This is a genomic window from Vreelandella piezotolerans, from assembly GCF_012427705.1.
GTDB lineage: Bacteria > Pseudomonadota > Gammaproteobacteria > Pseudomonadales > Halomonadaceae > Vreelandella > Vreelandella piezotolerans.
This window is the reverse complement of sequence record NZ_CP048602.1, coordinates 90,617-114,384: the sequence shown is the minus strand read 5'-3', so window position 1 is coordinate 114,384 and position 23,768 is coordinate 90,617. Positions and strand designations below refer to the sequence as shown.

Annotated in this window: 22 protein-coding genes and 3 rRNA genes; 10 read left to right on the top strand and 15 right to left on the bottom strand. The window is 54.5% G+C overall.

What is annotated here, in order from left to right; translation table 11 throughout:
• Positions 1 to 17 precede the first annotated feature (17 nt).
• Genes fliM through fliR form a run of 6 tightly spaced genes read left to right on the top strand, consistent with a single transcriptional unit; the run spans position 18 to position 3,889 of the window.
• Positions 18 to 1,073, top strand: a complete 1,056-nt coding sequence (gene fliM / locus GYM47_RS00500) for a flagellar motor switch protein FliM (protein ID WP_139527791.1) — start codon at positions 18 to 20, stop codon at positions 1,071 to 1,073.
• Positions 1,070 to 1,588, top strand: coding sequence for a flagellar motor switch protein FliN (gene fliN, locus GYM47_RS00495; protein WP_139527790.1), 519 nt, complete (start codon positions 1,070 to 1,072; stop codon positions 1,586 to 1,588). The genes fliM and fliN overlap by 4 nt, the downstream gene beginning before the upstream one ends.
• On the top strand, positions 1,585 to 2,019 hold the full coding sequence (fliO, locus tag GYM47_RS00490) for a flagellar biosynthetic protein FliO (protein ID WP_139527789.1): 435 nt from the start codon (positions 1,585 to 1,587) through the stop codon (positions 2,017 to 2,019). The genes fliN and fliO overlap by 4 nt, the downstream gene beginning before the upstream one ends.
• Positions 2,016 to 2,795, top strand: a complete 780-nt coding sequence (gene fliP, locus GYM47_RS00485; RefSeq protein ID WP_139527788.1) for a flagellar type III secretion system pore protein FliP — start codon at positions 2,016 to 2,018, stop codon at positions 2,793 to 2,795. The genes fliO and fliP overlap by 4 nt, the downstream gene beginning before the upstream one ends.
• A 30-nt stretch (positions 2,796 to 2,825) precedes the next feature.
• The gene (gene fliQ / locus GYM47_RS00480) at positions 2,826 to 3,095 is read left to right on the top strand and encodes a flagellar biosynthesis protein FliQ (RefSeq protein WP_044629584.1); all 270 of its coding nucleotides are present in this window, start codon (positions 2,826 to 2,828) and stop codon (positions 3,093 to 3,095) included.
• Between the two features lie 2 nt (positions 3,096 to 3,097).
• On the top strand, positions 3,098 to 3,889 hold the full coding sequence (gene fliR / locus GYM47_RS00475) for a flagellar biosynthetic protein FliR (RefSeq protein ID WP_139527787.1): 792 nt from the start codon (positions 3,098 to 3,100) through the stop codon (positions 3,887 to 3,889).
• Between the two features lie 52 nt (positions 3,890 to 3,941).
• On the opposite strand, the gene flgL is transcribed toward fliR, so the two are convergent.
• From flgL to flgB, 11 genes are all read right to left on the bottom strand, one after another.
• Entirely contained in the window at positions 3,942 to 5,183 is a 1,242-nt protein-coding gene (gene flgL, locus GYM47_RS00470) for a flagellar hook-associated protein FlgL (RefSeq protein ID WP_153843276.1), read from the bottom strand.
• A 14-nt stretch (positions 5,184 to 5,197) separates the two neighbouring features.
• Positions 5,198 to 6,856 (bottom strand): flagellar hook-associated protein FlgK, encoded by a 1,659-nt coding sequence (gene flgK, locus GYM47_RS00465; RefSeq protein ID WP_153843277.1) that lies wholly within the window; start codon positions 6,854 to 6,856, stop codon positions 5,198 to 5,200.
• A gap of 61 nt (positions 6,857 to 6,917) precedes the next feature.
• Positions 6,918 to 7,940, bottom strand: coding sequence for a flagellar assembly peptidoglycan hydrolase FlgJ (flgJ, locus tag GYM47_RS00460; RefSeq protein WP_139527784.1), 1,023 nt, complete (start codon positions 7,938 to 7,940; stop codon positions 6,918 to 6,920).
• Complete coding sequence (locus GYM47_RS00455) at positions 7,940 to 8,995, bottom strand: flagellar basal body P-ring protein FlgI (protein WP_399466109.1); 1,056 nt, start codon at positions 8,993 to 8,995, stop codon at positions 7,940 to 7,942. The genes flgJ and GYM47_RS00455 overlap by 1 nt, the downstream gene beginning before the upstream one ends.
• Before the next feature lie 114 nt (positions 8,996 to 9,109).
• Positions 9,110 to 9,799, bottom strand: coding sequence for a flagellar basal body L-ring protein FlgH (locus GYM47_RS00450; RefSeq protein WP_139527782.1), 690 nt, complete (start codon positions 9,797 to 9,799; stop codon positions 9,110 to 9,112).
• 37 nt (positions 9,800 to 9,836) lie between these two features.
• Positions 9,837 to 10,619, bottom strand: coding sequence for a flagellar basal-body rod protein FlgG (gene flgG / locus GYM47_RS00445; protein WP_139527781.1), 783 nt, complete (start codon positions 10,617 to 10,619; stop codon positions 9,837 to 9,839).
• Positions 10,620 to 10,649: 30 nt separating this feature from the next.
• On the bottom strand, positions 10,650 to 11,408 hold the full coding sequence (locus GYM47_RS00440) for a flagellar basal body rod protein FlgF (protein ID WP_139527780.1): 759 nt from the start codon (positions 11,406 to 11,408) through the stop codon (positions 10,650 to 10,652).
• 31 nt (positions 11,409 to 11,439) lie between these two features.
• Complete coding sequence (gene flgE / locus GYM47_RS00435; RefSeq protein WP_139527779.1) at positions 11,440 to 12,657, bottom strand: flagellar hook protein FlgE; 1,218 nt, start codon at positions 12,655 to 12,657, stop codon at positions 11,440 to 11,442.
• A gap of 36 nt (positions 12,658 to 12,693) precedes the next feature.
• Positions 12,694 to 13,386 (bottom strand): flagellar hook assembly protein FlgD, encoded by a 693-nt coding sequence (locus tag GYM47_RS00430; RefSeq protein ID WP_196781571.1) that lies wholly within the window; start codon positions 13,384 to 13,386, stop codon positions 12,694 to 12,696.
• A gap of 2 nt (positions 13,387 to 13,388) precedes the next feature.
• Positions 13,389 to 13,799 (bottom strand): flagellar basal body rod protein FlgC, encoded by a 411-nt coding sequence (flgC, locus tag GYM47_RS00425; RefSeq protein ID WP_139527777.1) that lies wholly within the window; start codon positions 13,797 to 13,799, stop codon positions 13,389 to 13,391.
• 25 nt (positions 13,800 to 13,824) lie between these two features.
• Positions 13,825 to 14,253 carry a flagellar basal body rod protein FlgB gene (gene flgB, locus GYM47_RS00420; RefSeq protein ID WP_139527772.1) on the bottom strand — a complete coding sequence of 143 codons (429 nt, stop codon included), beginning with the start codon at positions 14,251 to 14,253 and terminating at the stop codon, positions 13,825 to 13,827.
• 285 nt (positions 14,254 to 14,538) lie between these two features.
• Here flgB and flgA point away from each other — a divergent pair, with 285 nt between their 5' ends.
• From flgA to GYM47_RS00400, 4 genes are all read left to right on the top strand, one after another.
• A complete protein-coding gene (flgA, locus tag GYM47_RS00415; RefSeq protein WP_231125606.1) occupies positions 14,539 to 15,165 on the top strand; it encodes a flagellar basal body P-ring formation chaperone FlgA in 627 nt (208 codons plus the stop codon).
• 85 nt (positions 15,166 to 15,250) lie between these two features.
• Positions 15,251 to 15,517, top strand: coding sequence for a flagellar biosynthesis anti-sigma factor FlgM (flgM, locus tag GYM47_RS00410; RefSeq protein WP_139527769.1), 267 nt, complete (start codon positions 15,251 to 15,253; stop codon positions 15,515 to 15,517).
• A complete protein-coding gene (locus tag GYM47_RS00405; RefSeq protein WP_139527767.1) occupies positions 15,514 to 15,963 on the top strand; it encodes a flagella synthesis protein FlgN in 450 nt (149 codons plus the stop codon). The genes flgM and GYM47_RS00405 overlap by 4 nt, the downstream gene beginning before the upstream one ends.
• 71 nt (positions 15,964 to 16,034) lie before the next feature.
• On the top strand, positions 16,035 to 16,775 hold the full coding sequence (locus GYM47_RS00400; protein WP_153843278.1) for an SDR family NAD(P)-dependent oxidoreductase: 741 nt from the start codon (positions 16,035 to 16,037) through the stop codon (positions 16,773 to 16,775).
• Positions 16,776 to 17,014: 239 nt separating this feature from the next.
• Here GYM47_RS00400 and rrf read toward each other — a convergent pair.
• From rrf to lldD, 4 genes are all read right to left on the bottom strand, one after another.
• Positions 17,015 to 17,130, bottom strand: a 5S ribosomal RNA gene (rrf, locus tag GYM47_RS00395).
• A gap of 155 nt (positions 17,131 to 17,285) precedes the next feature.
• A 23S ribosomal RNA gene (locus GYM47_RS00390) occupies positions 17,286 to 20,176 on the bottom strand.
• A 294-nt stretch (positions 20,177 to 20,470) separates the two neighbouring features.
• A 16S ribosomal RNA gene (locus GYM47_RS00385) occupies positions 20,471 to 22,003 on the bottom strand.
• Together the 16S, 23S and 5S rRNA genes form the textbook arrangement of a ribosomal RNA operon.
• A gap of 504 nt (positions 22,004 to 22,507) precedes the next feature.
• On the bottom strand, positions 22,508 to 23,671 hold the full coding sequence (lldD, locus tag GYM47_RS00380) for an FMN-dependent L-lactate dehydrogenase LldD (protein ID WP_153844094.1): 1,164 nt from the start codon (positions 23,669 to 23,671) through the stop codon (positions 22,508 to 22,510).
• Between the last annotated feature and the right edge of the window lie 97 nt (positions 23,672 to 23,768).

Here is a 23,768-nt window from a genome sequence, read left to right as displayed (position 1 = left end):
AGGGAACGGAGCCGTTCATGTCGCAGGACGATCTACTGTCCCAGGAAGAGATCGATGCCTTACTCAAAGGCGTCAGCGGAGATGACGAGCCCTCGGTAGCGTCTTCTCAAACGCAGGATGAGTCGCGTATACGTCCTTATGACCCGTCGACACAGCACCGGGTCATTCGTGAACGTCTTCACGCGCTCGATTTTATCAACGAGCGTTTTGCGCGTTATTTCCGCAACGGCTTGTTCAACCTGATTCGGCGCAGCTCAGACATCACGGTAGAGTCTGTTAGCTATCAGAGCTTCAGCAACTTTTCACGCAACGTACCGGTACCCACCAACCTCAATATCGTATCGATGAAACCGCTGCGAGGCTCTGGACTGGTGGTTTTCCCACCGAATTTGGTTTTCATGGTGGTGGACAACCTATTTGGGGGCGACGGACGTTTCGTCACCAAGTCGGATGGGCGTGAGTTCACCAACACCGAGCAGCGCATCATTCAGCGATTATTGAATCTGGCGATCGATGCGTATCAAGAAGCCTGGAAAGTGGTATACCCCATCGATGTCCACTTTTTACGCTCAGAAGTGCAGTCGAAGTTTGCCAACATCACTAACTCTCCCAACGAGATCGTGGTGAATACCAAATTCAACATCGAAGTTGGCAACCTCTCGAGCAGTTTTCAAATCTGTATGCCCTACGCCATGATCGAGCCGCTGCGTGACCTGTTGGTGAACCCGATCAACGATAGTAATCATGACAGTGACGGCTCCTGGTCACGTCGTATGGCAAGCGAACTCCGCCAATCGGAAGTAGAGCTGGTGGCCGAGTTTGCACAAATTCCCAGCCGTATTGCGCAGGTCATGGGACTGAAAAAAGGGGATGTCTTGCCGGTGGATATCCCTAACACGATTACCGCACGTGTCGATGGGGTTCCCGTCATGGAGTGCGAGTACGGTAGCCAGCGCCAGCAACGCGCGTTACGGGTACTGCGCATGATCGACCATGCTGCTATGAATAACGTATCGTCCAAGGACTTTATTAAAGGTTCAACGCGACAGAAAGCCAAGGAATCCAAAGCATGACTGATCCTAATAAACCCGATCAAAAAGTCTCTGATGACGATTGGGCGGAAGCCATGTCTGAGCAAGAAGAGCCGTCGTCTGACGCGGATGCCGCCAGCGAAGACGAGGACCCCTGGGCAGCTGCCATGGCTGAGCAGGAAGCAGCCGAGCAGTCTCATGCAGAGGATGAGCCCGCCCCAGAGGCGCCTCAAGCCAAGTCTGCAAGCGAAGAGGTGTTTCGCCCACTGAGCGGTGAGCAAGGAAATGCCCCCTCCCGTGATCTAGAGATGATCATGGACATTCCGGTCAAGCTGACCGTAGAACTCGGCCGCACGAAGCTCACGATCAAACAGCTCCTGGAGCTGGCGCAAGGCTCCGTTATCGAGCTAGAGGGCCTTGCTGGGGAGCCTATGGATATCCTGATCAACGGCTATTTGATTGCCCAGGGCGAAGTGGTCGTCATCGAAGATAAGTACGGTATCCGTATTACGGAAATTATCACGCCGTCCGAACGGATTCATAAACTCAACCGATGAGCGTGGCGACTTCCAGCGCTCAGCCCTCGGTCGATGCGCTAAGCGGCGGTGACGCCCTGGTGGGCATGGCCGCGTTGGGTAAAACGGCCGCGGCGCTCGCACTCGTCATAGCGATCATTTTGGTCTGTACGTCGCTGCTCAAGCGCTGGCAACAACACCGGTTCGACCAGGGGGCGCGGCTTCGGATCGTCGGAACCACTGCCGTTGGCAATCGTGAGCGCGTGGTGGTCGTCGAAGTGGAAGATACGTGGCTAGTGTTGGGGGTCAGTAGTGGCCGTATCAGCAAACTGCATGAGCGGCCCGCTCCACTAGACCGCCCCCCGACGCCTGAATCGCCGCCCTCTCGTTTCTCGCAGCGCCTAGCCAATGCGCTGGCCAAGAATCGTGGTAAAAGCGCCTCACCCTCTTCAGACTCTCAGCACTCATCATGACTCACGTTTCGCCCGTTGCTTGGCCCTTTCTACGTCGCTGGTGGCTGTTGGCGCTGTTTCTGGTTGGCAGCCTGATAGCCTTACCCGCCGCCGCTCAGCAGCTACCCGGCCTTGTATCACAGCCAATGGAAGATGGCGGCCAGCAGTGGTCGCTCTCGCTACAAACGCTGCTATTTTTAAGCTCGCTGGCCTTTTTACCTGCGATGCTGTTGATGATGACCAGCTTCACACGCATCATCATCGTATTGAGCTTGCTGCGCACCGCCATGGGAACGCAGGCGACGCCGCCCAATCAGGTACTACTGGGCATTGCGCTGTTTCTGACGTTTTTCATTATGTCGCCCGTCTTGAGTCAGGTCTACGATACCGCCTGGGTGCCTTTGACGGACGAAGTGATCAATTTCGAAGAGTTCTTACTGCGTGCTCAACTCCCCTTTCGTGAGTTCATGTTGGCACAGACGCGGGAACCCGACCTCGCTCTCTTCGTTCGTCTGGCCGATGTCGGTCCGCTGCAAGGCCCCGAGGAGCTCCCCATGCGGGTGCTGCTTCCCGCTTTTGTCACCAGCGAACTCAAGACAGCCTTTCAAATCGGCTTCACCATCTTCATTCCATTCTTGATCATTGATTTAGTGGTGGCGAGCACCTTGATGGCACTAGGGATGATGATGGTGCCTCCTGTGACCATCTCACTGCCTTTCAAGCTCATGCTCTTCGTACTAGTCGATGGCTGGCAGCTCATCATTGGCTCGCTGGCTGAAAGTTTTTATATGATTTAACGTCGCATGCGCGGCAGGGAGCCTCTATCCATGACACCTGAAATGGTGATGAGCGTTGCTTATCAAGGCATGCGCGTAACGCTTTTTCTGGCGGGACCCATGCTGTTGGCGGCCCTCTTTACAGGTCTGATTATCAGCCTGTTTCAGGCGGCCACTCAGATCAATGAAATGACGCTTACCTTCATTCCAAAGATTCTGGCCGTTTTTGCCGTTCTAGTACTAGCAGGCCCTTGGCTCATCGGTTTGATTACCGACTTTACAACGCGCCTATTCACCAATATTCCCGCCATGGTGATGTAACCATGGTCGACGTCACCTTTGCGCAGCTACAGGGGTGGCTAGTCGCTTTCTTTTGGCCTTTCGTACGCATTACGGCGTTTATGACGGCGACGCCTCTCTGGGGCCACTCTAGCATCCCAACGCCAGCGAAAGTGTCTCTGGCAGCGGTCATTGCCGTCGTCATTACTCCTGTTTTGCCTCCCATGCCAGACGTCCCGCTCATGTCTTGGGCGGGGCTTGGCATCATCGTCGAACAAATGCTGATCGGTATCGCGATTGGACTCGTGATGCATATCGTCTTCGCGGTCGTTCAGGCCGCCGGTGAGTTCATCGGCTTACAGATGGGCTTGGCCTTTGCGAGCTTTTTCGACATGTCGAGCGGCACGAACATCATGGTGCTCTCACGCATTCTCTACATGGTCACGCTACTGATGTTTCTCGCGTTTAACGGCCATTTGATGGTGTTGGAGGCGTTGGTGATGAGCTTTCAAACGCTGCCTATCGGGATCGGTACCTTGAACCCGAATGCCTTCGAATTACTGGCGCGGTATGCAGGAACGATTTTTGCCTCAGGCATGCTGCTGGCTCTTCCTCTGGTGGCATCGCTGCTGATCATTAGCCTATCGCTAGGCATCCTCAACCGCTCAGCGCCACAGCTGACCGTCTTCAATATCGGCTTTCCCACGTCGTTGACCGTTGGCATTGTGCTGCTCATGGTGTTGATGAGCGATATCGGCCGCTTTCTCCAACAGCTGTTTAGCCAAGGGGTCAATTTTACCCAGAGCCTCATCGAGACCATGGCCCCCTTGAACTAAAAAGCCTCAGCATCCTGGCTGAGGCTTTCAGTAGACGTTAGGCGCTGAGACGCTACATGAAGTCGAACAACGACATGCCTTTGATATCCACGAACGCTTTTTGAGCCGCCTGCAGGCCTACTTGACGCAGGCTATACTCCGAAATCGCATCGGCATAGTCGAGATCGACCAGATCCGATAGCGTCTGCTCATAGTTGAGCATACGGTTATTGCCTACCGCGTCGATGACATCCAGCTCATTGAGCCTTGCGCCAGCAGAAGCGCGTACCGTCAACACATTGTCTAGTGAATTATCTAATTCACGCATGGACGTATTCAGCGTATTGCGAAGGGCAGCCTTTTGCGTATCGTTCTCTGCTGGGGTCTCTAGCACACGAATCGCTGCTTCCATGGTGCGGAACAGGTCAGCGGGAAGCTGGTCGCTGCCAGGCCGCGCTACTGAGATCTCATCACCGACCTGAGGAGCTCCTTTCAAGGTCAAACTGACGCCACCAAAACTTATTTGCTCGCCGGCAGGGTCATAAGCTTGGTCTTCAAGGCCCGCTACTGGCTGCCAAGCAGCACCATCGAACTGCTCAACGGTATAAGTTGGGTTACCAGCCCCATCATCGTCGAAAAGGACGCGAAAGCTTTCACCATAATTCGGGTCGTTGACGCTGGTCACTTGAGGTCCACTAAACGTCACGCTTCCCTGATTGGCTACGTCAGCGTTTGCGATGTAGCCTGCTCCGCTAGGCACACCTTGGAAAATCGTTGCTCCATTTTCTGTGACAGGCATGAGGCGAGACGAGTCGACACGCTGAGAACGCGCGTTAACATCACCATTGTATTCAATACTGCCTGTCGCAGATTTAACGAAAGGCGGCGCGTTATCTTTATAACCACCAAAAATATAGCGGCCGTTACCATCGGTGGCATTCGCCTGCCCAATCATCGTCTCGTAAACGCCTTTCAACTCACTGGCGATGGACTCCCGATCGACATCACTCAAGGTATCACTGGATGCTTGGATCAATAGTGTTTTGGCACTGGTCACCGCATCACTAATACTATTCAGAATACTTTCTGTCTGTGCCAGTGAATTACGTGCCGATACCCGAGCATCTTCATACTGCTGTGTGATGGCTTTCGACTGGTCCACCCCTACCGCACGTGATGCCGCTTGCGGATCATCGGACGGGTTGACGACCCGGCGGCCGCTGGCAATTTGCTGACCAATCTTTAGAAAGTCATTTTGCTGACGGTTAATGGAAGCCGTACTCTGCTCATACATAGTGACCGTACTGACACGCATCGCCTAAGCTCCTATTAGTTCCGCAGATTCAAAATGGTATCCATGATCGTACCTGCCGTATCGATCACGCGGGCATTCGCTTGATAAAATTGCTGGTATCGAATCAGGTTAGCCGCTTCTTCATCCAAGTTAACGCCTGACTCGGACTGCTGTACGGCCCGGAGCTGATCCGTTAGCCCCTGACGCGCATCCAGGTTGACTTGGGTAATGTTGGTGCGATTACCCACGTCACTAACGAGCGCACCATAGGCACCGCTGACCGAGGCACTCCCCCCTACGATGTTTTTACTTTGAAGATCTTGGAGCAGCAAGGCGTTGCTATTATCGCCTGCGCCTGCAGCGATCCAATCGGCCGGATCATCGTTGGGATTGATGGGCAAACCCGCCGCAATTTTATCGGCATCGATGAGATTGACTTCCATCCCATTGGCCGCTCGACGCACGGGTTGAACCTCGAACTGGTCCCCATTGGCCGGTGTATTGCTGAACGTCATGGAGATGCCGCCAAACGACAGCGTATTGTTGGCAGCGTCCCACTCTGTCCCGATATCGACATTTGCACCGCTATCGTTACGCGTCACGGTAGGAGTGCCGCCAGCAAAACTGACGGTGTAATCTGTTGCACGAAGTTGAGCGATGTTGTCTGTGTCAAACGCGATTGCATCGATCGTGACGGCACTATTGCCCTCATAACTGTAGGCCTGGGGTGTCCTGACATTAAAGAAGTCATCGCCCTGAACGCCGTCCAAGTCAACGCCCTGTTTATGCTGTTCGTTAAACGCCACGGATAACGACACGGCGAGCTGTCCGACTTGGTTCTGAGTTTTATCGAGCGTCTCAGAACGGAAGGTCATCAAGCCACCTAACGCGCCTCCTTTGACCGTAGACTCGTCCAACTGAATCAGGTTACCGCCTCCATCACGATATCCCACGATCGTCCGCTGTGGATCGTAGTCGGCCTGCACGGGTTCTAATTTGAACGAGCTAGTTCCCGTGACGAGCGGCTGACCGTTGGGCAAGCTAATGTTGTACGTCTTGCCATCCTGCACGTTGAGCCGCAAATCCATGCGCTCGTTGAGCTGAGAAACCAAAAAATCTCGCTGATTCAGCAAGCTGTTCGGAGCTTCACCAGTTCGTGCGCGTGCCAGCGAAATCTCTTTGTTAAGGCCGGCAATCTGCTCCACCGTATTGTTGACTTGAGTGATTTCGTCTTTGATCTGGTTATTGATATTGCTCTGCATGTCCTGCAAATAACCATCGAACGAACGAAACTGTGCGCTCAGCGTGTTTGCCGTTCCCAGCACCCCTTGGCGTGCTGCTGGGTCAGAGGGCGAGCTTGCCAAGTCTTCCAAAGACGAGAAAAACGTCTGCATGAGCGGGGAAAGACCTGCGTCTCGATCGGCCAACAAGTTATCAATTTGTGAGACTTGGTTGTAATACGTTTCTAAAGCGCTGGACTGCGTCTTAGCATTATTGAGCTGATTGGCCACGTAAGTATTGAACTGGCGCTCGATATCATCGACACGTACGCCGCCCCCTACACGTCCCTCACCGAGCTGGGTAAGCTCGCGATTATAACTGGGCGTATAGACGTTACTAATGTTGTTGCTTGTCGTATTGAGGGCATTCTGCGCCGCATTGAGGCCGCTTAAGCCGATCGAAAACATGCTCATGGTTCAATTCCTTAGGCCGGTATCTATTTATCGGCAATGCGCAGGCAAACTTGAGGCATCGCTAGCGAGAATCCGCCAGCAAACTCTCCGCTGTATTTAAGGGCCCCATCGTGTTCATGACCGAGACCAGCTTGTCGGCGTAACGCGGGTCGGTCGCATAGCCGCCGCGCTGCAACTCACGGGCAGCCTGCTCCGCATTGGCCGCTTGTAGAACACCGGCATAGCGAGGGTTGTTGCCAATCAAATTGGCATAATCGGTAAAGGCATGCTCGAACGAGTCATAGACACGAAACGTATCGACGACCTGCGTACGGCGACCGTTCACGTACTCATGGGTCACGATGTCGGTGGTCTTGCCCTGCCAATGGCTACCGGCTTTGATACCAAATACGTTGTAGCTGTTATGCCCCTGCCGAGTGGCTATTTCGTGACGCCCCCAGCCCGTCTCCAGGGCTGCCTGCGCTAAAATGAGTTCAGCAGGTACCCCCGTGGCAGCACTCGCCGCCTGGGCAGGCGTGGCCAGCGTGTTTAAGAAACGCTCGACATGGTCATGGGAAGACGTCACCGGACGCCGGGGCTCCGCCAACATGGCGGGTGCGCTGCTGGATTCCAATTGCTGGACGGCGTCCAGCTCGTCATAAAAGCGGCCGCTACCCGTCGTATTGGCAGGCGCCTGAGCACTGTTCGGCTGTAGTGGATTGTCTAGCACGCGCGGCGTCCCACGAGGAATACCTGCAATCAGTGCCTGAAGTTCTTGATCAGGGTTGCTAACTTGACCAACCGCCCCTTGACGCTGTAACTGTTCCACCAATGCATCGGCCAAGCCAATGCCTCGGGAAGCCATGACCTGTGACCACTGCTGGTCGAGCATGGATTGATAGAAGGTCGTGTCGCGGCTCTCTAGCAACCCTGAGGTTGGCGTGGCATCCCGCATGCTTTTGACCATCATTTGGATAAAAAGGGCTTCAAACTGTTGCGCTGCGCCTTGCACCCCAGCCTCCGGGTCGAGGCGGGCATTGTGCTGTAGCCGCTGAAAACCGCTCATATCCAGCGCGAACTGACTGGTCATATCCCCCATACTCATTAAATGATCTCCAGCTCAGCACGCAAAGAGCCCGAAGCTCTCAATGCTTCCAGAATTGACATTAAATCTTGAGGGGTGGCGCCTAACGCATTGAGCGCGTTCACCACTTCCGCCAAGTCAGCCCCTTCGACGATCTGTAGGTACGCCTCTTGCTGTTCGATATTGATATCTGCATCCGGCACGACCACGGTGTCGCCTTGCCCCAAGGGGTTGGGTTGGCTCACGCCAAACTGGGTGTCGATCATGATCGAAAGATTGCCATGCGCGACGGCCGCACGACGTAGCGTCACCGCACTATTCATCACCACGGAACCGGTTCGTGCGTTCAGCACGACTTTAGCGGGCGCTTCGGTGGGCGTCACCTGCACGTTCTCGACTCGCGCCATGAAATTGACGCGGTCATTGGCATCCATAGGACCATCGAGGGCGATGACCCGTCCATTTCGCGCGTAGGCAACGGACTGCCCGAATTCACTGTTGATGGCAGAGACCATGCGCTGCACGGTACCAAAATCGGCGTCATTGAGCTGCAGCTCCAACACCCCGCCGTTGCCCCCCAAGTTGAGCGGCACTTCCCGCTCGACCAGGGCGCCGTTAGGAATCCTGCCTGACGCCTGCTGATTGATCTGCACACTACTGCCGCCTGCTTGTGCTCCCGCACCACCTACCAGCATGTTGCCTTGGGCAATCGCGTACGTATCACCATCGGCGCCTTTGAGCGGCGTCATGAGTAGCGTACCGCCCCGCAAACTGCTGGCGTTGGCAATCGAAGAAACGACGATGTCCAAACGCTGCCCGGGACGAGAGAACGGAGGAAGGTCTGCCGTCACCATGACGGCGGCCACATTACGCAGTTGTAGGTTGGTGCCTGGCGGCACCGTCACGCCTAACTGCGACAGCATGTTGGTCAAGCTCTGGCTAGTAAATGGCGCTTGGGTGGTCTGATCACCGCTACCGTCTAACCCCACCACCAAGCCATAGCCAACTAACTGGTTATCTCGCACGCCTGCAAAGCTCGCCAGTTCGCGCACGCGTTCAGCGTGGGCTGGCAGCATTACCAAACAAAGCGCCAACAGCGTCACGATACGCAAGGTTGCTGTTAGATATCGATACGCTTTCCACTGCATAGCCATTTCACCAGGTCTCTGTTGTCGAGCTTGTTGACACGCCTAGAACGGCGACACATTCAGGAAAAAGCGCTGCAGCCACCCCATATGCTGCGCTTCGTTGATATAGCCATCGCCCACGTACTCGATACGCGCATCGGCGACTTGAGTCGACGGCACGGTGTTTTGCGCGGTAATCGTGCGAGGATTCACGACACCCGAGAAACGAATGAACTCGGTGCCCTGATTGATCGCAATCTGCTTTTCACCGCGCACGCGCAGGTTCCCGTTATTCATGACTTCCAACACGGACACTGTAATCGTACCGGTAAACGTATTGTTGGCTTGTGAGCCGCCACCGCCTGCAAAGTCACTGGCGCCTTCGATATCGAAACCGTACTCCGCCAGCGTATCCAACACGTCGGGTAGCTGGGCCAGGTTAAGGCTTGCACTGCCCGAGCGGTTGGCATTGGATTGGGCATTCTTACTCGCGCTCACCTCTTCATCGAGCACGATGGTCAGAATATCGCCGATGGTACGGGGACGGCGGTCCTCGAACAGCGGCTGATAGCCACGACGTGCCTGGTAGATGGAGCCATTGGGTATCGGTGGCGGCCGATCGACAATGGTGATTTGCTCTTGCTCACCGACGACCGATGCCCGAGGTATCTGCGCGCACCCTGCCGTCAATAACACCAGTAGTGCCAAGCTCGCCATCACGATGCGGCGTAACTTAAAGTTTGATTTCAGCATAGCGCGACCTGTTAAGAAGCCCTGACGAACTTTGACATTAGAGCTGGCTTAGACGCGCTAGCATTTCATCGCTGGTAGAGATAGCACGACTATTGATCTCATAGGCACGCTGCGTTTGGATCATATTGACCATTTCTTCGACGACGTTCACGTTCGATGTCTCCACATATCCTTGGAACAGTCGTCCGGCACCGTTGTTACCCGGCGCATTTTGGTTTGGGGCGCCCGAGGCACCGGTTTCCAGGTAAAGATTGCCACCGATGCTTTCCAAGCCTGCTGGATTGATAAAGGAGGCAACGTTGATCTGCCCAATATCGGCATCTTGAGCGATACCAGGCTGCCGAACACTTACGGTTCCATCTTCCCCAATGGTGACCGATAACGCATTGGCGGGAATGAAGATCGCTGGCTCAATCGGGTAGCCATTGGCGGTGACCATCTGACCATTTTCGTTTAGCTGAAAACTGCCGTCACGGGTGTAGCCAATTGTGCCGTCAGGTAACAACACCTGGAAAAAGCCTTCCCCATTGATCGCAAGATCTCGGGAATTGCCCGTTTCTTCCAAGCCCCCTTGCGTGTGCAGACGCTCCGTGGCCACGGCACGCACCCCGGTGCCAATCTGCATACCAGAAGGCAGGCGGTCCTGAATGTTGTTCTGGGCACCCGGCTGACGCATGTTTTGATAAAGCAGGTCTTCAAAAACAGGCCGAGAACGCTTGAAACCATTGGTACTCACGTTCGCAAGGTTATTCGAAATGACATCGAGTTTGGTTTGCTGGGACTCGAGCCCGGTTTTAGCAGTCCACAAAGACTTGATCATACGTAGGTTCCCTTGGCTGAGTGGCTGCAATTAGCCTTGAATAGAGAGAATACTGTTGGCTCGCTGAGCATTTTCATCCGCCGAGCTGAGCATTTTCATTTGCATGTCGTAACGGCGCGCTACGTCGATCATCGACACCATGGCATCGACGGCACTCACGTTACTGCCCTCCAGCGCACCGCTAACCAACCGTGCATCTTCGTCAGCTTGAAGCACACCAGGCGCCCCATCTGCACCAGGGGGCGCTCTGAACAAACCATCATCCCCGCGCTCCAGACCCAGCTCATCTGGCGTCACGAGCTTGATACGACCAACATCCACCATTGCCGCGGGACCTTCTCCCTGAGGAATCGCACTAATCGTGCCGTCGGCACCTAGAGAGATTTGCGCCCCCTGTGGCACCGCAATGGGGCCAGCGTCACCCATGACGGGACGGCCGACACTCAACAGCACACCATCGCTGTCGAGCTGCAAGTCACCACGTCGGGTATAGGTTTCGGTCCCATCGTCTGCTAACACCGCCATCCAAGCATTCCCCTGCATGGCCACGTCCAACGTACGCCCAGTACGCTCGATGGGGCCTTGCGAGAAATCGGTTCCCGGCGTCGTGGCAACGGCAGATACCCGGGTAGGCAATGCACCATCGCCTTGCACGGGCACAGAGCGCACGGCCTGAAGCTGAGCGCGGAACCCAGCGGTCGACACATTCGATAGGTTATTACTCACTACCGACTGCTGATCCATCGTGTGTTTTGCGCCACTCATGGCGGTATAAAGCATGCGATCCAAGACGTTTACTCCTTACCCGTTCGCCCAGTCATTAAATGTTAATGATGGTTTGCAGCAGCTCGTCCTGGGTGCTAATGGTCTGGGAGTTTGCTTGGTACGCACGCTGAGCCACGATCATATCGACCAATTCACGCGCCATATCAACGTTGGATGTTTCGATCGCATTTGGTTGGATCAAACCACGCAAACCAGCCCCTGGGGCACCTAGAAGTTCCTGGCCTGAGGTGCCGGTAGCGGCCCATAGGTTATCCCCTTCAGGACGCAGGCCCTCAGGATTACGGAACGTCACCAGTGTCACTTGCCCCGCGGCACGCGACTCCTCATTGGAGTAGTTACGCATGATGGTGCCATCTTCCTCAATGGTGATACCCACGAGAGCACCTGCGGTATAGCCGTCTTGAATAGTGTCATTGACCGTGGACTCACTGGCAAACTGTGTCGTTCCCTCGAAACTCAGCTCAATATCCAAAGCCGCTAACGGATTGCCTGCCCCGAACTCATTATTATTGAACGTGGCATTATTGGTGTTCTCCGCCTGCAGAGTACCGTTTTGGGTAAAGGTGAGATTACCTAACGCGACGTCGTAGGTGCCGCCATCAGCAGGCCCACCCGAGAGGCGACCATTCACGTTCCACTGGTTAGCCGCTGTCTTTGTAAAGTAGAGGGTTAAGTTACGTGCGTTACCTTGCGAATCAAAGACAGTCGCGTTAGTGGAGTAATTGTAGGTATTCGCATTATCGGCGTTAAACGCAGCAGCAATGACTGGCTGTCCAGAGTTCAAGTTCAACGAGACACCTAACTCTGTCGTAGCGTTTGCAGGTAAGTCACCCGGCGGAATTTCCATCGGGACGACATTACCCCCTTCTTGTACGTTACCTTCGGCATCGGCAGGGTAACCCATAATCTGCGCGCCTTGAGCATTCACAAGACGGCCATCAGCGGTCATGGTTAACTGGCCGTTACGAGAATACCCGATCTCGCCATTCGGCTGCTGATAGCGAAAGAAGCCTTCACCTGCAATGGCTAAGTCCATGTTACGGCTGGTGGATTCGATGTTACCCTGGCTGAAATTCTGCAATACAGCAGATGTTCGCACCCCCAAACCAACGCGCGAGTTTGCAAATACATCCGCAAACTGAATATTGGAGCTTTTAAAGCCAACAGTCTGCGAGTTAGCGATGTTGTTACCCACCACGCCTAGTTTTTGCTGCTGAGCGTTCAAACCACTGAGTGCTTGCGTAAAACTCATGATATTCCCCTGGAAAAAGTGTCGGCTAGCGAATCATCAAAGAATTTGTTTGATTTGATCGAGTGTCACTTGGCCATAGATCGCGCCAAGGTCAAGGCGTACATCACTGCCCCCCGCTCCAGGCGAAACGCCTTGAACAAGGGCATAATTCAAGGCACGTGACTCTAGCAACTCGCCCTCGGCATTGGTTGCTTTAAAATTGACCCGGTAAGCGCCTTCAGGAACCGCTTCGCCGCCATTGGTCATCCCACCCCAACTAAACGATTCTACGCCTGCAGCCACACGGCCTAAGTTATTGGTGTAAACCACTTCCCCTGATTGGCTCGTCACGGTGACTTCAACTTTCTCGGCAGGGGTATCCAACTCGATGCCGAACGGCGTAGCGTAGGAACCATTCTCAGGATCCACGCTCACCATTACGTTATTACCAGGAACCAGCACGGCCTTATCGATCAGGCCTGCGGCCTGCAGCGTTTGTGCCGCATCCATCTGTTGGGTAATGCCATTCAAAGTAGCGTTCAGCTCTTCAATACCGCTGACGGTATTGATCTGAGCAAGCTGAGACGTCATTTCCGAATTATCCATCGGATTGAGCGGATCTTGATTCTGGAGCTGTGTAATTAGCAGGGTCATGAAGCTATCGCGCAGCTCAGCGGACTGCCGCGTGGAGAGGCCAGCGGTCGAACCACTGCTGTTGATACTATTAACGACACTCGTGTCAATATTCATTATTAGCCCTCACCGAGCGACAGCGTTTGAACCATCATTTGCTTGGTTGTGTTGAAGACTTCCACGTTGGCTTGATAAGAGCGTGACGCAGAAATCATGTTGACCATCTCATGCACCGGATCCACGTTAGGCTTAGCCACATAGCCTTCTTCATCGGCGGCGGGGTGATTCGGCATGTACTCCATACGTAGCGGAGAGTCGTCTTCCACGACTTCAGTAACCCGCACCCCACCCACGCCAAAACGATTATTCTGGGACTGGGTCTCAAACATGACCTGCTTGGAGCGATACGTCTCACCATCTGGGCCCGCAATGCTATCGGCATTCGCCATGTTGCTGGCGGTGACGTTCATTCGCTGGGCTTGGGCGCTCATGGCGGAACCGGCGATCTCAAACGCTGAAAACATCGACATAGCTTATTCTTCTCCTATTACTAGGTTATTCAGGCTGCATCGCATTTTTCAGGCCTTGAATACGACGGTTCATAATGGTGAGCGCGGCCTGATAGCGCACCGCATTGTCGGCAAACTGTGTTCGCTCGCGATCCATATCGACAGTGTTACCATCCAAACTGGGCTGGTCTGGAATCCGATACAGTAAATCTGCACTTCCTGCGCCTCGCCAAGCTGGCCCTTCACCTGCCAGATGCCGGTCTGACGTACGCGCCAACGCCAAGCCACCGCGCTGCTGCTGAGCTTGGCCACCATCGACGGCTTTCTTCAACTCGCTGGCAAAATCGATGTCTCGCGCTTTGTAGTTGGGGGTATCGGCATTGGCAATATTGGCGGCAAGTACTTGGTGTCGTTGCTGCCGCAACCCTAGCGCCTGCTGGTGAAAGTTAAAGGCAGATTCCAGCTGATCGATCATGCCGACCCTCGCTCGCTGAGAGGCAAAAAATAAATCGGAAATTGTTGATGATGAATAATAGGCGTGCGGCTTTCACCTTAAAGCATGGAACAGCTACCGTTTACACCAGCATTTCCCATGATGCGTGGGGTACTTTTGCATTACACTGCCGGGCTGATGCTTGCCATCTGTCTTTCTAAACTGAGCGATCTTCTCATGCGCTACTTGCTGCATTTTGCTGCACGCTGCTCAATAGTTCTTAACGTTTTGTTATTACTTCTTTATGTCGGCGCTCCTCAGCCCGTCTTGGCGCAAGCTACGGATCAAACGCTGCTCGACACAGTGCAGCAGTTTCTGTACCAAGAAACTCAAACACTGGGGCAGGAGGTCGTCATCGATATCGCACCACCATCGCCGCACCTGCCACCCTGCCTTCAACCCACCCCCTTTCTCCCTAATGCAAACCAAGCGCCAATCGGTCGTGTGTCGGTGGGCGTTCGCTGCGGAGAAGACGGACGCCAAACTCGCTATCTGCAAGCCCAAGTAGATGTGATAGGTCGCTACATCGTGGCTGGCCAAGACATTGCGCGCGGCACACTCATCACATCGTCCATGCTGGCTCAGCGTGAAGGCAATCTGAGTGATCTGTCATCTCAATCGCTAACCAGTGAGGAGGATGTCGTTGGCAAAGTTGCTCAGCGTCCCATTCGCAGCGGTAGCACCTTCCAAGCACATTTCTTACAAGCTCCCAGCCTCGTTGAACGCGGCCAGCGCGTCACGGTCATAGCAGAAGGTTCTGGCTTTCGCGTCTCAAGGGAAGGAGAAGCGCTAACGGATGGCGCAGAGGGCGAGACCATTCGTGTGCGTTTTGGCCCTCGAGACATCATGAATGCGCGAGTGATTGGCCAAGGGACTTTGATGGTGGATTTTTAGCCGATCATCTAAAGTTTCTTTTTAGGAAGCCGATAAAGGATCATATAGCGCACGGCGCCCCAACGTTGACGATGAGGCCAACAACGTGAAAATTGATAACCTTAATCCGCTGCTTCGTAATACACCAGCGCAGCAGCGTGACGATGCTCAAAAAATCAGTGGCACCAAGCCATCGGAAACGGGTAACACGACCCGTGAAGCCACTCAGCTTAGCCAGTCTAGGATCGATGATAGTCAAGATATCGACATGACTAAAGTCCAAGAAATTCGCGATGCCATTCGCGAAGGTCGGCTTGAAGTACGTGCCGACCGAATCGCTGATGGCCTGCTTGCCAACTTGAAAGACCTATGAGCCTATCACGCCTTCTTTCCAGTCAGTTGCAGCGTCTTGAAGCACTTATCGAGCTACTTACCGATGAGCAAGAGCAGCTGACCAAAGGCAGTATCGATGGTGAAGTGTTAACAGACATCGCTGCCAAGAAACAGGCACTGCTTGCAGAGCTTGAGCGTATGGAAGTTTTACGCCGCGGCGTTCAAACCAAGCTTGGCTATCCAGAAGGCGCTCCTGGCGCCAAACAAGCTGCCACCGATGCAGATTGCTTAGCCACTTGGGAAAGCCTGCTCGAAAAGAGTGAACGCGTATCACGCATGAACGCGCTGACCGGCCAAATGCTGTCCGTGCGCATGAAGCACAATCAAGAAATGCTCGACTATATCCGGCAAATTGCCGAGAAAACCCTGTATAAACCGAATGGTCGTAACAGCGCTCAGCCAGGACGTATCAATGCGTCGGCTTGAACGACAAGCATAGACAAACCCTATACAAAACGCTTCAATGAGAACAACACTGTTCACTATTGGAGCGTGTCATGTTTCCCTATCTCCCCGAAGATTTTACCGCCGTTATTGCAGGTGCCAATGGCGGCATTGGTCGTGCCATGTTGCACACCCTTTTGGCTGCACCTCAAACAGGGCGCGTCATTGCGGCTAGCCGTTCAACGATAGCGATGCAGCATCCAAAACTCGAGGCGCTTTCCGCGGACATCACCACGTCGACAGGTCGCGATGCGCTGTGTAACGCATTGGATGGGCAGCCCGTTCACTTACTCTTCAATGCCGTGGGCGTTCTTCACGATACGTCCAAGCACATACAACCCGAAAAACGACTAGAGCAGTTGGATGAGGCAGCCTTTGCCCACGTCATGCACGTCAATGCGGCAACGCCTGCGCTACTCATTGGTGCCCTCAAGCCCTCACTGCAAGGCCAGCACCCCACGATCATCGCCAGCCTCTCTGCTCGAGTCGGCTCCATTACCGACAATGGGTACGGCGGCTGGTATAGCTACCGTGCCAGTAAAGCTGCGCACAACATGTTGATGAAGACAGCGGCCATCGAGCTGAGCAGGCTTAATAAACAGTCGATCGTTCTTTGTCTTCACCCAGGCACGACGGACACCTCTCTGTCGAAGCCGTTTCAAGCACGCGTCCCTGCCGAAAAGTTGTTCAGCCCAGAGTTCGTGTCAACACGGCTAATCGAGGTCATAAACAAGCGATCCCCCGAGGAAACCGGCAGCTTTTGGGACTGGGCGGGTGAGTCGATCGAGTGGTAACGACCTTGGTATTTTCGCTTAATTATTAGAAGTTCTTACAGCAAAAAGCCCCGCACAAGGTGTGTACGGGGCTTATCGAGCGCACAACAAAAAACCCAGCCGGTTGGCTGGGTTCTTTGCGGTATAAGTGCCTGATTATGTTCGGGCCGGCCACCCGGCGGGCGGCGCTCCGCTACTCTTCAGGGGGAGACCCCTAAAAAGCAAAACCCCGACCAGATGGCCGGGGTTTCGTAATAAGTGCCTGACGATGACCTACTCTCGCATGGGGAGACCCCACACTACCATCGGCGCTAAGCGGTTTCACTTCTGAGTTCGGCATGGGATCAGGTGGTTCACGCGTGCTATGGTCGTCAGGCGTAACGGGTCATGCATATCATGCTGAGTGCGTCGTTGACGCGGTAAGTGATCGTCTCTTGTCCGCCAGCGTCTTGGCGGGCGGATGCGTATCCGGTTTTTCGAGTGGCTGTCCACTCGGTCGTTATCACGGCGACCAGACCCCTTGGGTGTTATAGGGTCAAGCCTCACGGGCCATTAGTACACGTTAGCTCAACGCCTTGCAGCGCTTCCACACCGTGCCTATCCACCAGCTGGTCTCGCTGGGCCCTTTAGGAGGCTCTAGGCCTCGGGGATGTCTCATCTTGAAGGGGGCTTCCCGCTTAGATGCTTTCAGCGGTTATCCCGTCCGACCATAGCTACCCGGCAATGCCACTGGCGTGACAACCGGAACACCAGAGGGTCGTCCACTCCGGTCCTCTCGTACTAGGAGCAGCTCTTCTCAAACATCCAACGCCCACGGCAGATAGGGACCGAACTGTCTCACGACGTTCTAAACCCAGCTCGCGTACCACTTTAAATGGCGAACAGCCATACCCTTGGGACCGACTTCAGCCCCAGGATGTGATGAGCCGACATCGAGGTGCCAAACACCGCCGTCGATGTGAACTCTTGGGCGGTATCAGCCTGTTATCCCCGGAGTACCTTTTATCCGTTGAGCGATGGCCCTTCCATACAGAACCACCGGATCACTAGAACCTGCTTTCGCACCTGCTCGACGTGTCTGTCTCGCAGTCAAGCACCCTTATGCTCTTGCACTCATTGCACGATGTCCGACCGTGCTGAGGGTACCTTCGTGCTCCTCCGTTACGCTTTGGGAGGAGACCGCCCCAGTCAAACTACCCACCACACACTGTCCTCGATCCGGATCACGGACCTGAGTGAGAACGCCAATGATGCCAGGCTGGTATTTCAAGGTTGGCTCCACCCGAACTGGCGTCCGGGTTTCAAAGCCTCCCAGCTATCCTACACAGGCAACATCAGCGTCCAGTGTGAAGCTATAGTAAAGGTTCACGGGGTCTTTCCGTCTAGCCGCGGGTACACCGCATCTTCACGGCGATTTCAATTTCACTGAGTCTCGGGTGGAGACAGCGTGGCCATCATTACGCCATTCGTGCAGGTCGGAACTTACCCGACAAGGAATTTCGCTACCTTAGGACCGTTATAGTTACGGCCGCCGTTTACCGGGGCTTCGATCAAGAGCGTCGGCCGAGGCCTAACACCATCACTTAACCTTCCGGCACCGGGCAGGCGTCACACCCTATACGTCCGCTTGCGCGTTAGCAGAGTGCTGTGTTTTTACTAAACAGTTGCAGCCACCTGGTATCTTCGACCGGTTCGGGCTGAAGGAGCAAGTCCTCTCACCCTACGCCGGCGTGCCTTCTCCCGAAGTTACGGCACCATTTTGCCTAGTTCCTTCACCCGAGTTCTCTCAAGCGCCTTGGGATTCTCACCCTGACCACCTGTGTCGGTTTGGGGTACGGTCGCACATGATCTGAAGCTTAGAGGCTTTTCCTGGAAGCGTGGCATCAATGACTTCGACACCGTAGTGTCTTCGTTTCGTGTCTCGGCCTTGAGCGCCCGGATTTACCTAAGCGCTCAGCCTACTCACTTTCACCAGGACAACCAACGCCTGGCTCACCTAGCCTTCTCCGTCCCCCCATCGCAATCATGTCCGGTACGGGAATATTGACCCGTTTCCCATCGACTACGCCTTTCGGCCTCGCCTTAGGGGCCGACTCACTCTGCTCCGATTAGCGTCGAACAGAAACCCTTGGTCTTCCGGCGAGGGAGTTTTTCACTCCCTTTATCGTTACTCATGTCAGCATTCGCACTCGTGATACCTCCAGCATGCTTCTCAACACACCTTCATCGGCTTACACGACGCTCCTCTACCGCTCACACATCGTGTGAACCCGTAGCTTCGGTACCTGGTTTAGCCCCGTTACATCTTCCGCGCAGGCCGACTCGACTAGTGAGCTATTACGCTTTCTTTAAAGGATGGCTGCTTCTAAGCCAACCTCCTAGCTGTCTGAGCCTTCCCACATCGTTTCCCACTTAACCAGGATTTGGGGACCTTAGCTGACGGTCTGGGTTGTTTCCCTTTTCACGACGGACGTTAGCACCCGCCGTGTGTCTCCCACGCTGGCACTCACCGGTATTCGGAGTTTGCCTCGGGTTGGTAAGTCGGGATGACCCCCTAGCCGAAACAGTGCTCTACCCCCGGCGGTGATACGTGAGGCGCTACCTAAATAGCTTTCGAGGAGAACCAGCTATCTCCGAGCTTGATTAGCCTTTCACTCCGATCCACAAGTCATCCAAATCTTTTTCAACAGATCCTGGTTCGGGCCTCCAGTTGATGTTACTCAACCTTCACCCTGCTCATGGATAGATCGCTCGGTTTCGGGTCTATATCCAGCGACTGTGTCGCCCAGTTAAGACTCGGTTTCCCTACGGCTCCCCTATACGGTTAACCTCGCCACTGAATATAAGTCGCTGACCCATTATACAAAAGGTACGCAGTCACGGAACAAGTCCGCTCCTACTGCTTGTACGCACACGGTTTCAGGATCTATTTCACTCCCCTCTCCGGGGTTCTTTTCGCCTTTCCCTCACGGTACTGGTTCACTATCGGTCAGCCAGGAGTATTTAGCCTTGGAGGATGGTCCCCCCGTCTTCAGTCAAGGTTTCTCGTGCCCCGACCTACTCGATTTCACGTGATCAGATTTTCGACTACGGGGCTATCACCCGCTATGGCCAGACTTCCCAGTCTGTTCGCCTAATCATTCACACGCTTAAGGGCTGGTCCCCGTTCGCTCGCCGCTACTAGGGGAATCTCGGTTGATTTCTTTTCCTCAGGGTACTTAGATGTTTCAGTTCCCCTGGTTCGCCTCTTACGCCTATGGATTCAGCGCAAGATACTCATCTTGTGATGAGTGGGTTTCCCCATTCAGAGATGTCCGGGTCACAGGTCGTTTGCCACCTCACCGAACCTTATCGCAGGCTACCACGTCTTTCATCGCCTCTGGCTGCCTAGGCATCCACCGTGTGCGCTTCATTGCTTGACCCTATAACCCGAAGGGGTCTGGTGTCTCGCAATGATAACGATTGCCGGATACGCTTGAGACGTATCACTTAACAATTACGTATGAACGTTATAAAACGTTCATGTCAGCATGATATACATTGTTAAAGAGCGACTGCTATGCGCAGTGATAAGCGGATGCTTTTTTTCACTTCAAAAGAAAAAGAAAGACCTTTTTTCTTTTTTTAATGTGAAGAAAACGCTTATCACTGCGTAACAACAGTATTCTGATCAGGTAATTCATTGTGAGCGCTTACCGCGAGGATGAGTCATCGGTTAAGGAGGTGATCCAGCCGCAGGTTCCCCTACGGCTACCTTGTTACGACTTCACCCCAGTCATGAACCACACCGTGGTGATCGCCCTCTTGCGTTAGGCTAACCACTTCTGGTGCAGTCCACTCCCATGGTGTGACGGGCGGTGTGTACAAGGCCCGGGAACGTATTCACCGTAGCATTCTGATCTACGATTACTAGCGATTCCGACTTCACGGAGTCGAGTTGCAGACTCCGATCCGGACTGAGATCGGCTTTTCGGGATTGGCTCACTCTCGCGAGTTGGCAACCCTTTGTACCGACCATTGTAGCACGTGTGTAGCCCTACTCGTAAGGGCCATGATGACTTGACGTCGTCCCCACCTTCCTCCGGTTTGTCACCGGCAGTCTCCTTAGAGTTCCCGCCATTACGCGCTGGCAAATAAGGACAAGGGTTGCGCTCGTTACGGGACTTAACCCAACATTTCACAACACGAGCTGACGACAGCCATGCAGCACCTGTCTCTGCGTTCCCGAAGGCACTAAGGTATCTCTACCGAATTCGCAGGATGTCAAGAGTAGGTAAGGTTCTTCGCGTTGCATCGAATTAAACCACATGCTCCACCGCTTGTGCGGGCCCCCGTCAATTCATTTGAGTTTTAACCTTGCGGCCGTACTCCCCAGGCGGTCGACTTATCGCGTTAACTTCGCCACAAAGTGCGCTAGGCACCCAACGGCTGGTCGACATCGTTTACGGCGTGGACTACCAGGGTATCTAATCCTGTTTGCTACCCACGCTTTCGCACCTCAGTGTCAGTGTCAGTCCAGAAGGCCGCCTTCGCCACTGGTATTCCTCCCGATCTCTACGCATTTCACCGCTACACCGGGAATTCTACCTTCCTCTCCTGCACTCTAGCTTGACAGTTCCGGATGCCGTTCCCAGGTTGAGCCCGGGGCTTTCACAACCGGCTTATCAAGCCACCTACGCGCGCTTTACGCCCAGTAATTCCGATTAACGCTTGCACCCTCCGTATTACCGCGGCTGCTGGCACGGAGTTAGCCGGTGCTTCTTCTGCGAGTGATGTCTTTCCTAGCGGGTATTAACCGCTAGGCGTTCTTCCTCGCTGAAAGTGCTTTACAACCCGAGGGCCTTCTTCACACACGCGGCATGGCTGGATCAGGGTTCCCCCCATTGTCCAATATTCCCCACTGCTGCCTCCCGTAGGAGTTCGGGCCGTGTCTCAGTCCCGATGTGGCTGATCATCCTCTCAGACCAGCTACGGATCGTGGCCTTGGTGAGCCGTTACCTCACCAACTAGCTAATCCGACATAGGCTCATCCGATAGCGGGAGCCGAAGCCCCCTTTCTCCCGTAGGACGTATGCGGTATTAGCCTGGGTTTCCCCAGGTTATCCCCCACTATCGGGCAGATTCCTATGCATTACTCACCCGTCCGCCGCTCGTCAGCATCCAGCAAGCTGGATCTGTTACCGCTCGACTTGCATGTGTTAGGCCTGCCGCCAGCGTTCAATCTGAGCCATGATCAAACTCTTCAGTTTAAGATCAATGCGGTTCTTACCTGTCACCGAAGCAACAGAAGCGAACCAAACTTGGCTCAAGGGTCAAACGAATTCATTCATTAGGCCGAAGCCTGTTTGACGAGTCGCTTGCCTTGATAATAGGTGATTTATCACCCTCATCGGCAAGCGCCCACATGAATTACCTGATCGAATTGTTAAAGAGCAACTTTCTCAATGCCGCTGCGGCGGGCTCGATGACCTGACCCGTGTTGCCTCAGCGAGGAAGGCGTATTCTACGCATTCCGTGGTGTTTGTCAACCGCTGTTTTCAGCGGGCGAAGCGAGCGATCTGACCAACCTACCACAGAGCCCTAACTTCCTGACAAACAAGAGGTTTTTCAACCTCATCACCGCTGGTAACGCTGGGCGTCCCCGGCAGCGGATGCCGTACTTTACGGATTCGATGCCGGGTTGGCAAGAGGGTTTTGTAAAAAAACTCCAACATCTTTCTGCCAAGCTGAAATGCTGTATGTCACTTACCTCCTTAGGCTGGAGGAGTCATCGCGCCCATCGCCCCAGCTACTAGCGACTCAGAACTCAAATCGGCAATCGTACGAGCCCCTGTCAGGGTCATGGCTACCTTCATCTCTTTCTCGAACAGATCGAGCAGGTGAGCAACGCCTGCTTCGCCTGCCGTTGCCAGCGCATAGATGAAGGCACGACCAATGAGCGCAGTATCCGCCCCCATGGCAATCATGCGCACGACATCGAGACCACTGCGCACGCCAGAATCGGCCAAAATCGCCAGATCACCTTTCACCGCATCCGCAATGGCAGGGAGCGCACGCGCGGTTGAAGGCACGCCATCTAACTGCCGGCCGCCGTGATTGGACACCACGATCCCATCGGCACCAAAGCGCACGGCATCCCGCGCATCTTCCGGATCCAGAATCCCCTTAATGATCATGGGACCATCCCACTGCTCGCGTATCCACTCCAAATCTTTCCAAGAGATGGACGGATCGAAGTTATCACCCAGCCAAGCGATATAATCCTCCAGCTCGGTGGGCTTACCCCGGTAGTCGGACACGTTGCCCAGATCATGGGGCCGACCTTTGACACCGACATCCCAAGCCCATAGAGGATGCAGCGCTGCTTGAAGTATACGTCGTGTCGGACCGTGCTTGCCGCTCATGCCGGAGTGCGCATCGCGGTAGCGCGCGCCGGGCACCGGCATATCGACGGTAAAAATCAGCGTTTTCACACCTGCCGCCTTGGCGCGCTCAAGAACATGTTTCATGAAGCCCCGGTCTTTTAGCACGTAGAGCTGGAACCAAATGGGGCGATCGACGGCAGCGGCCACTTCTGCGATGGGGCAAACCGATACGGTAGAGAGTGTAAAAGGAATCCCTTTCTTGGTCGCGGCACGCGCCGCCTGGACTTCTCCCCGTCGAGCATACATACCCGCCAACCCGACGGGCGCCAGCGCCAGCGGCATCGCTAGCTTCTCACCCAGCAGCTCGGTTTCCAGTGACAGCGACGACATGTCTTTGAGCACACGCTGGCGTAGCGCGACGTCACGCAGATCGTCGACATTTCGCCGCAATGTATGCTCGGCATACGACCCACCATCGGCATAGTGAAAGAGGAAGGGGGGAAGGCGGCGCTTGGCAGCCTGCCGATAGTCCGTAGAAGCAGAGATGATCATGACGGGCCCTATGCACGGAAGACGTTATTGTAAGTAGCCATTAAAAGTAGGCGCGAATTCGCTGATGATGGCGTTACACTCCGACCGACCGCAAACA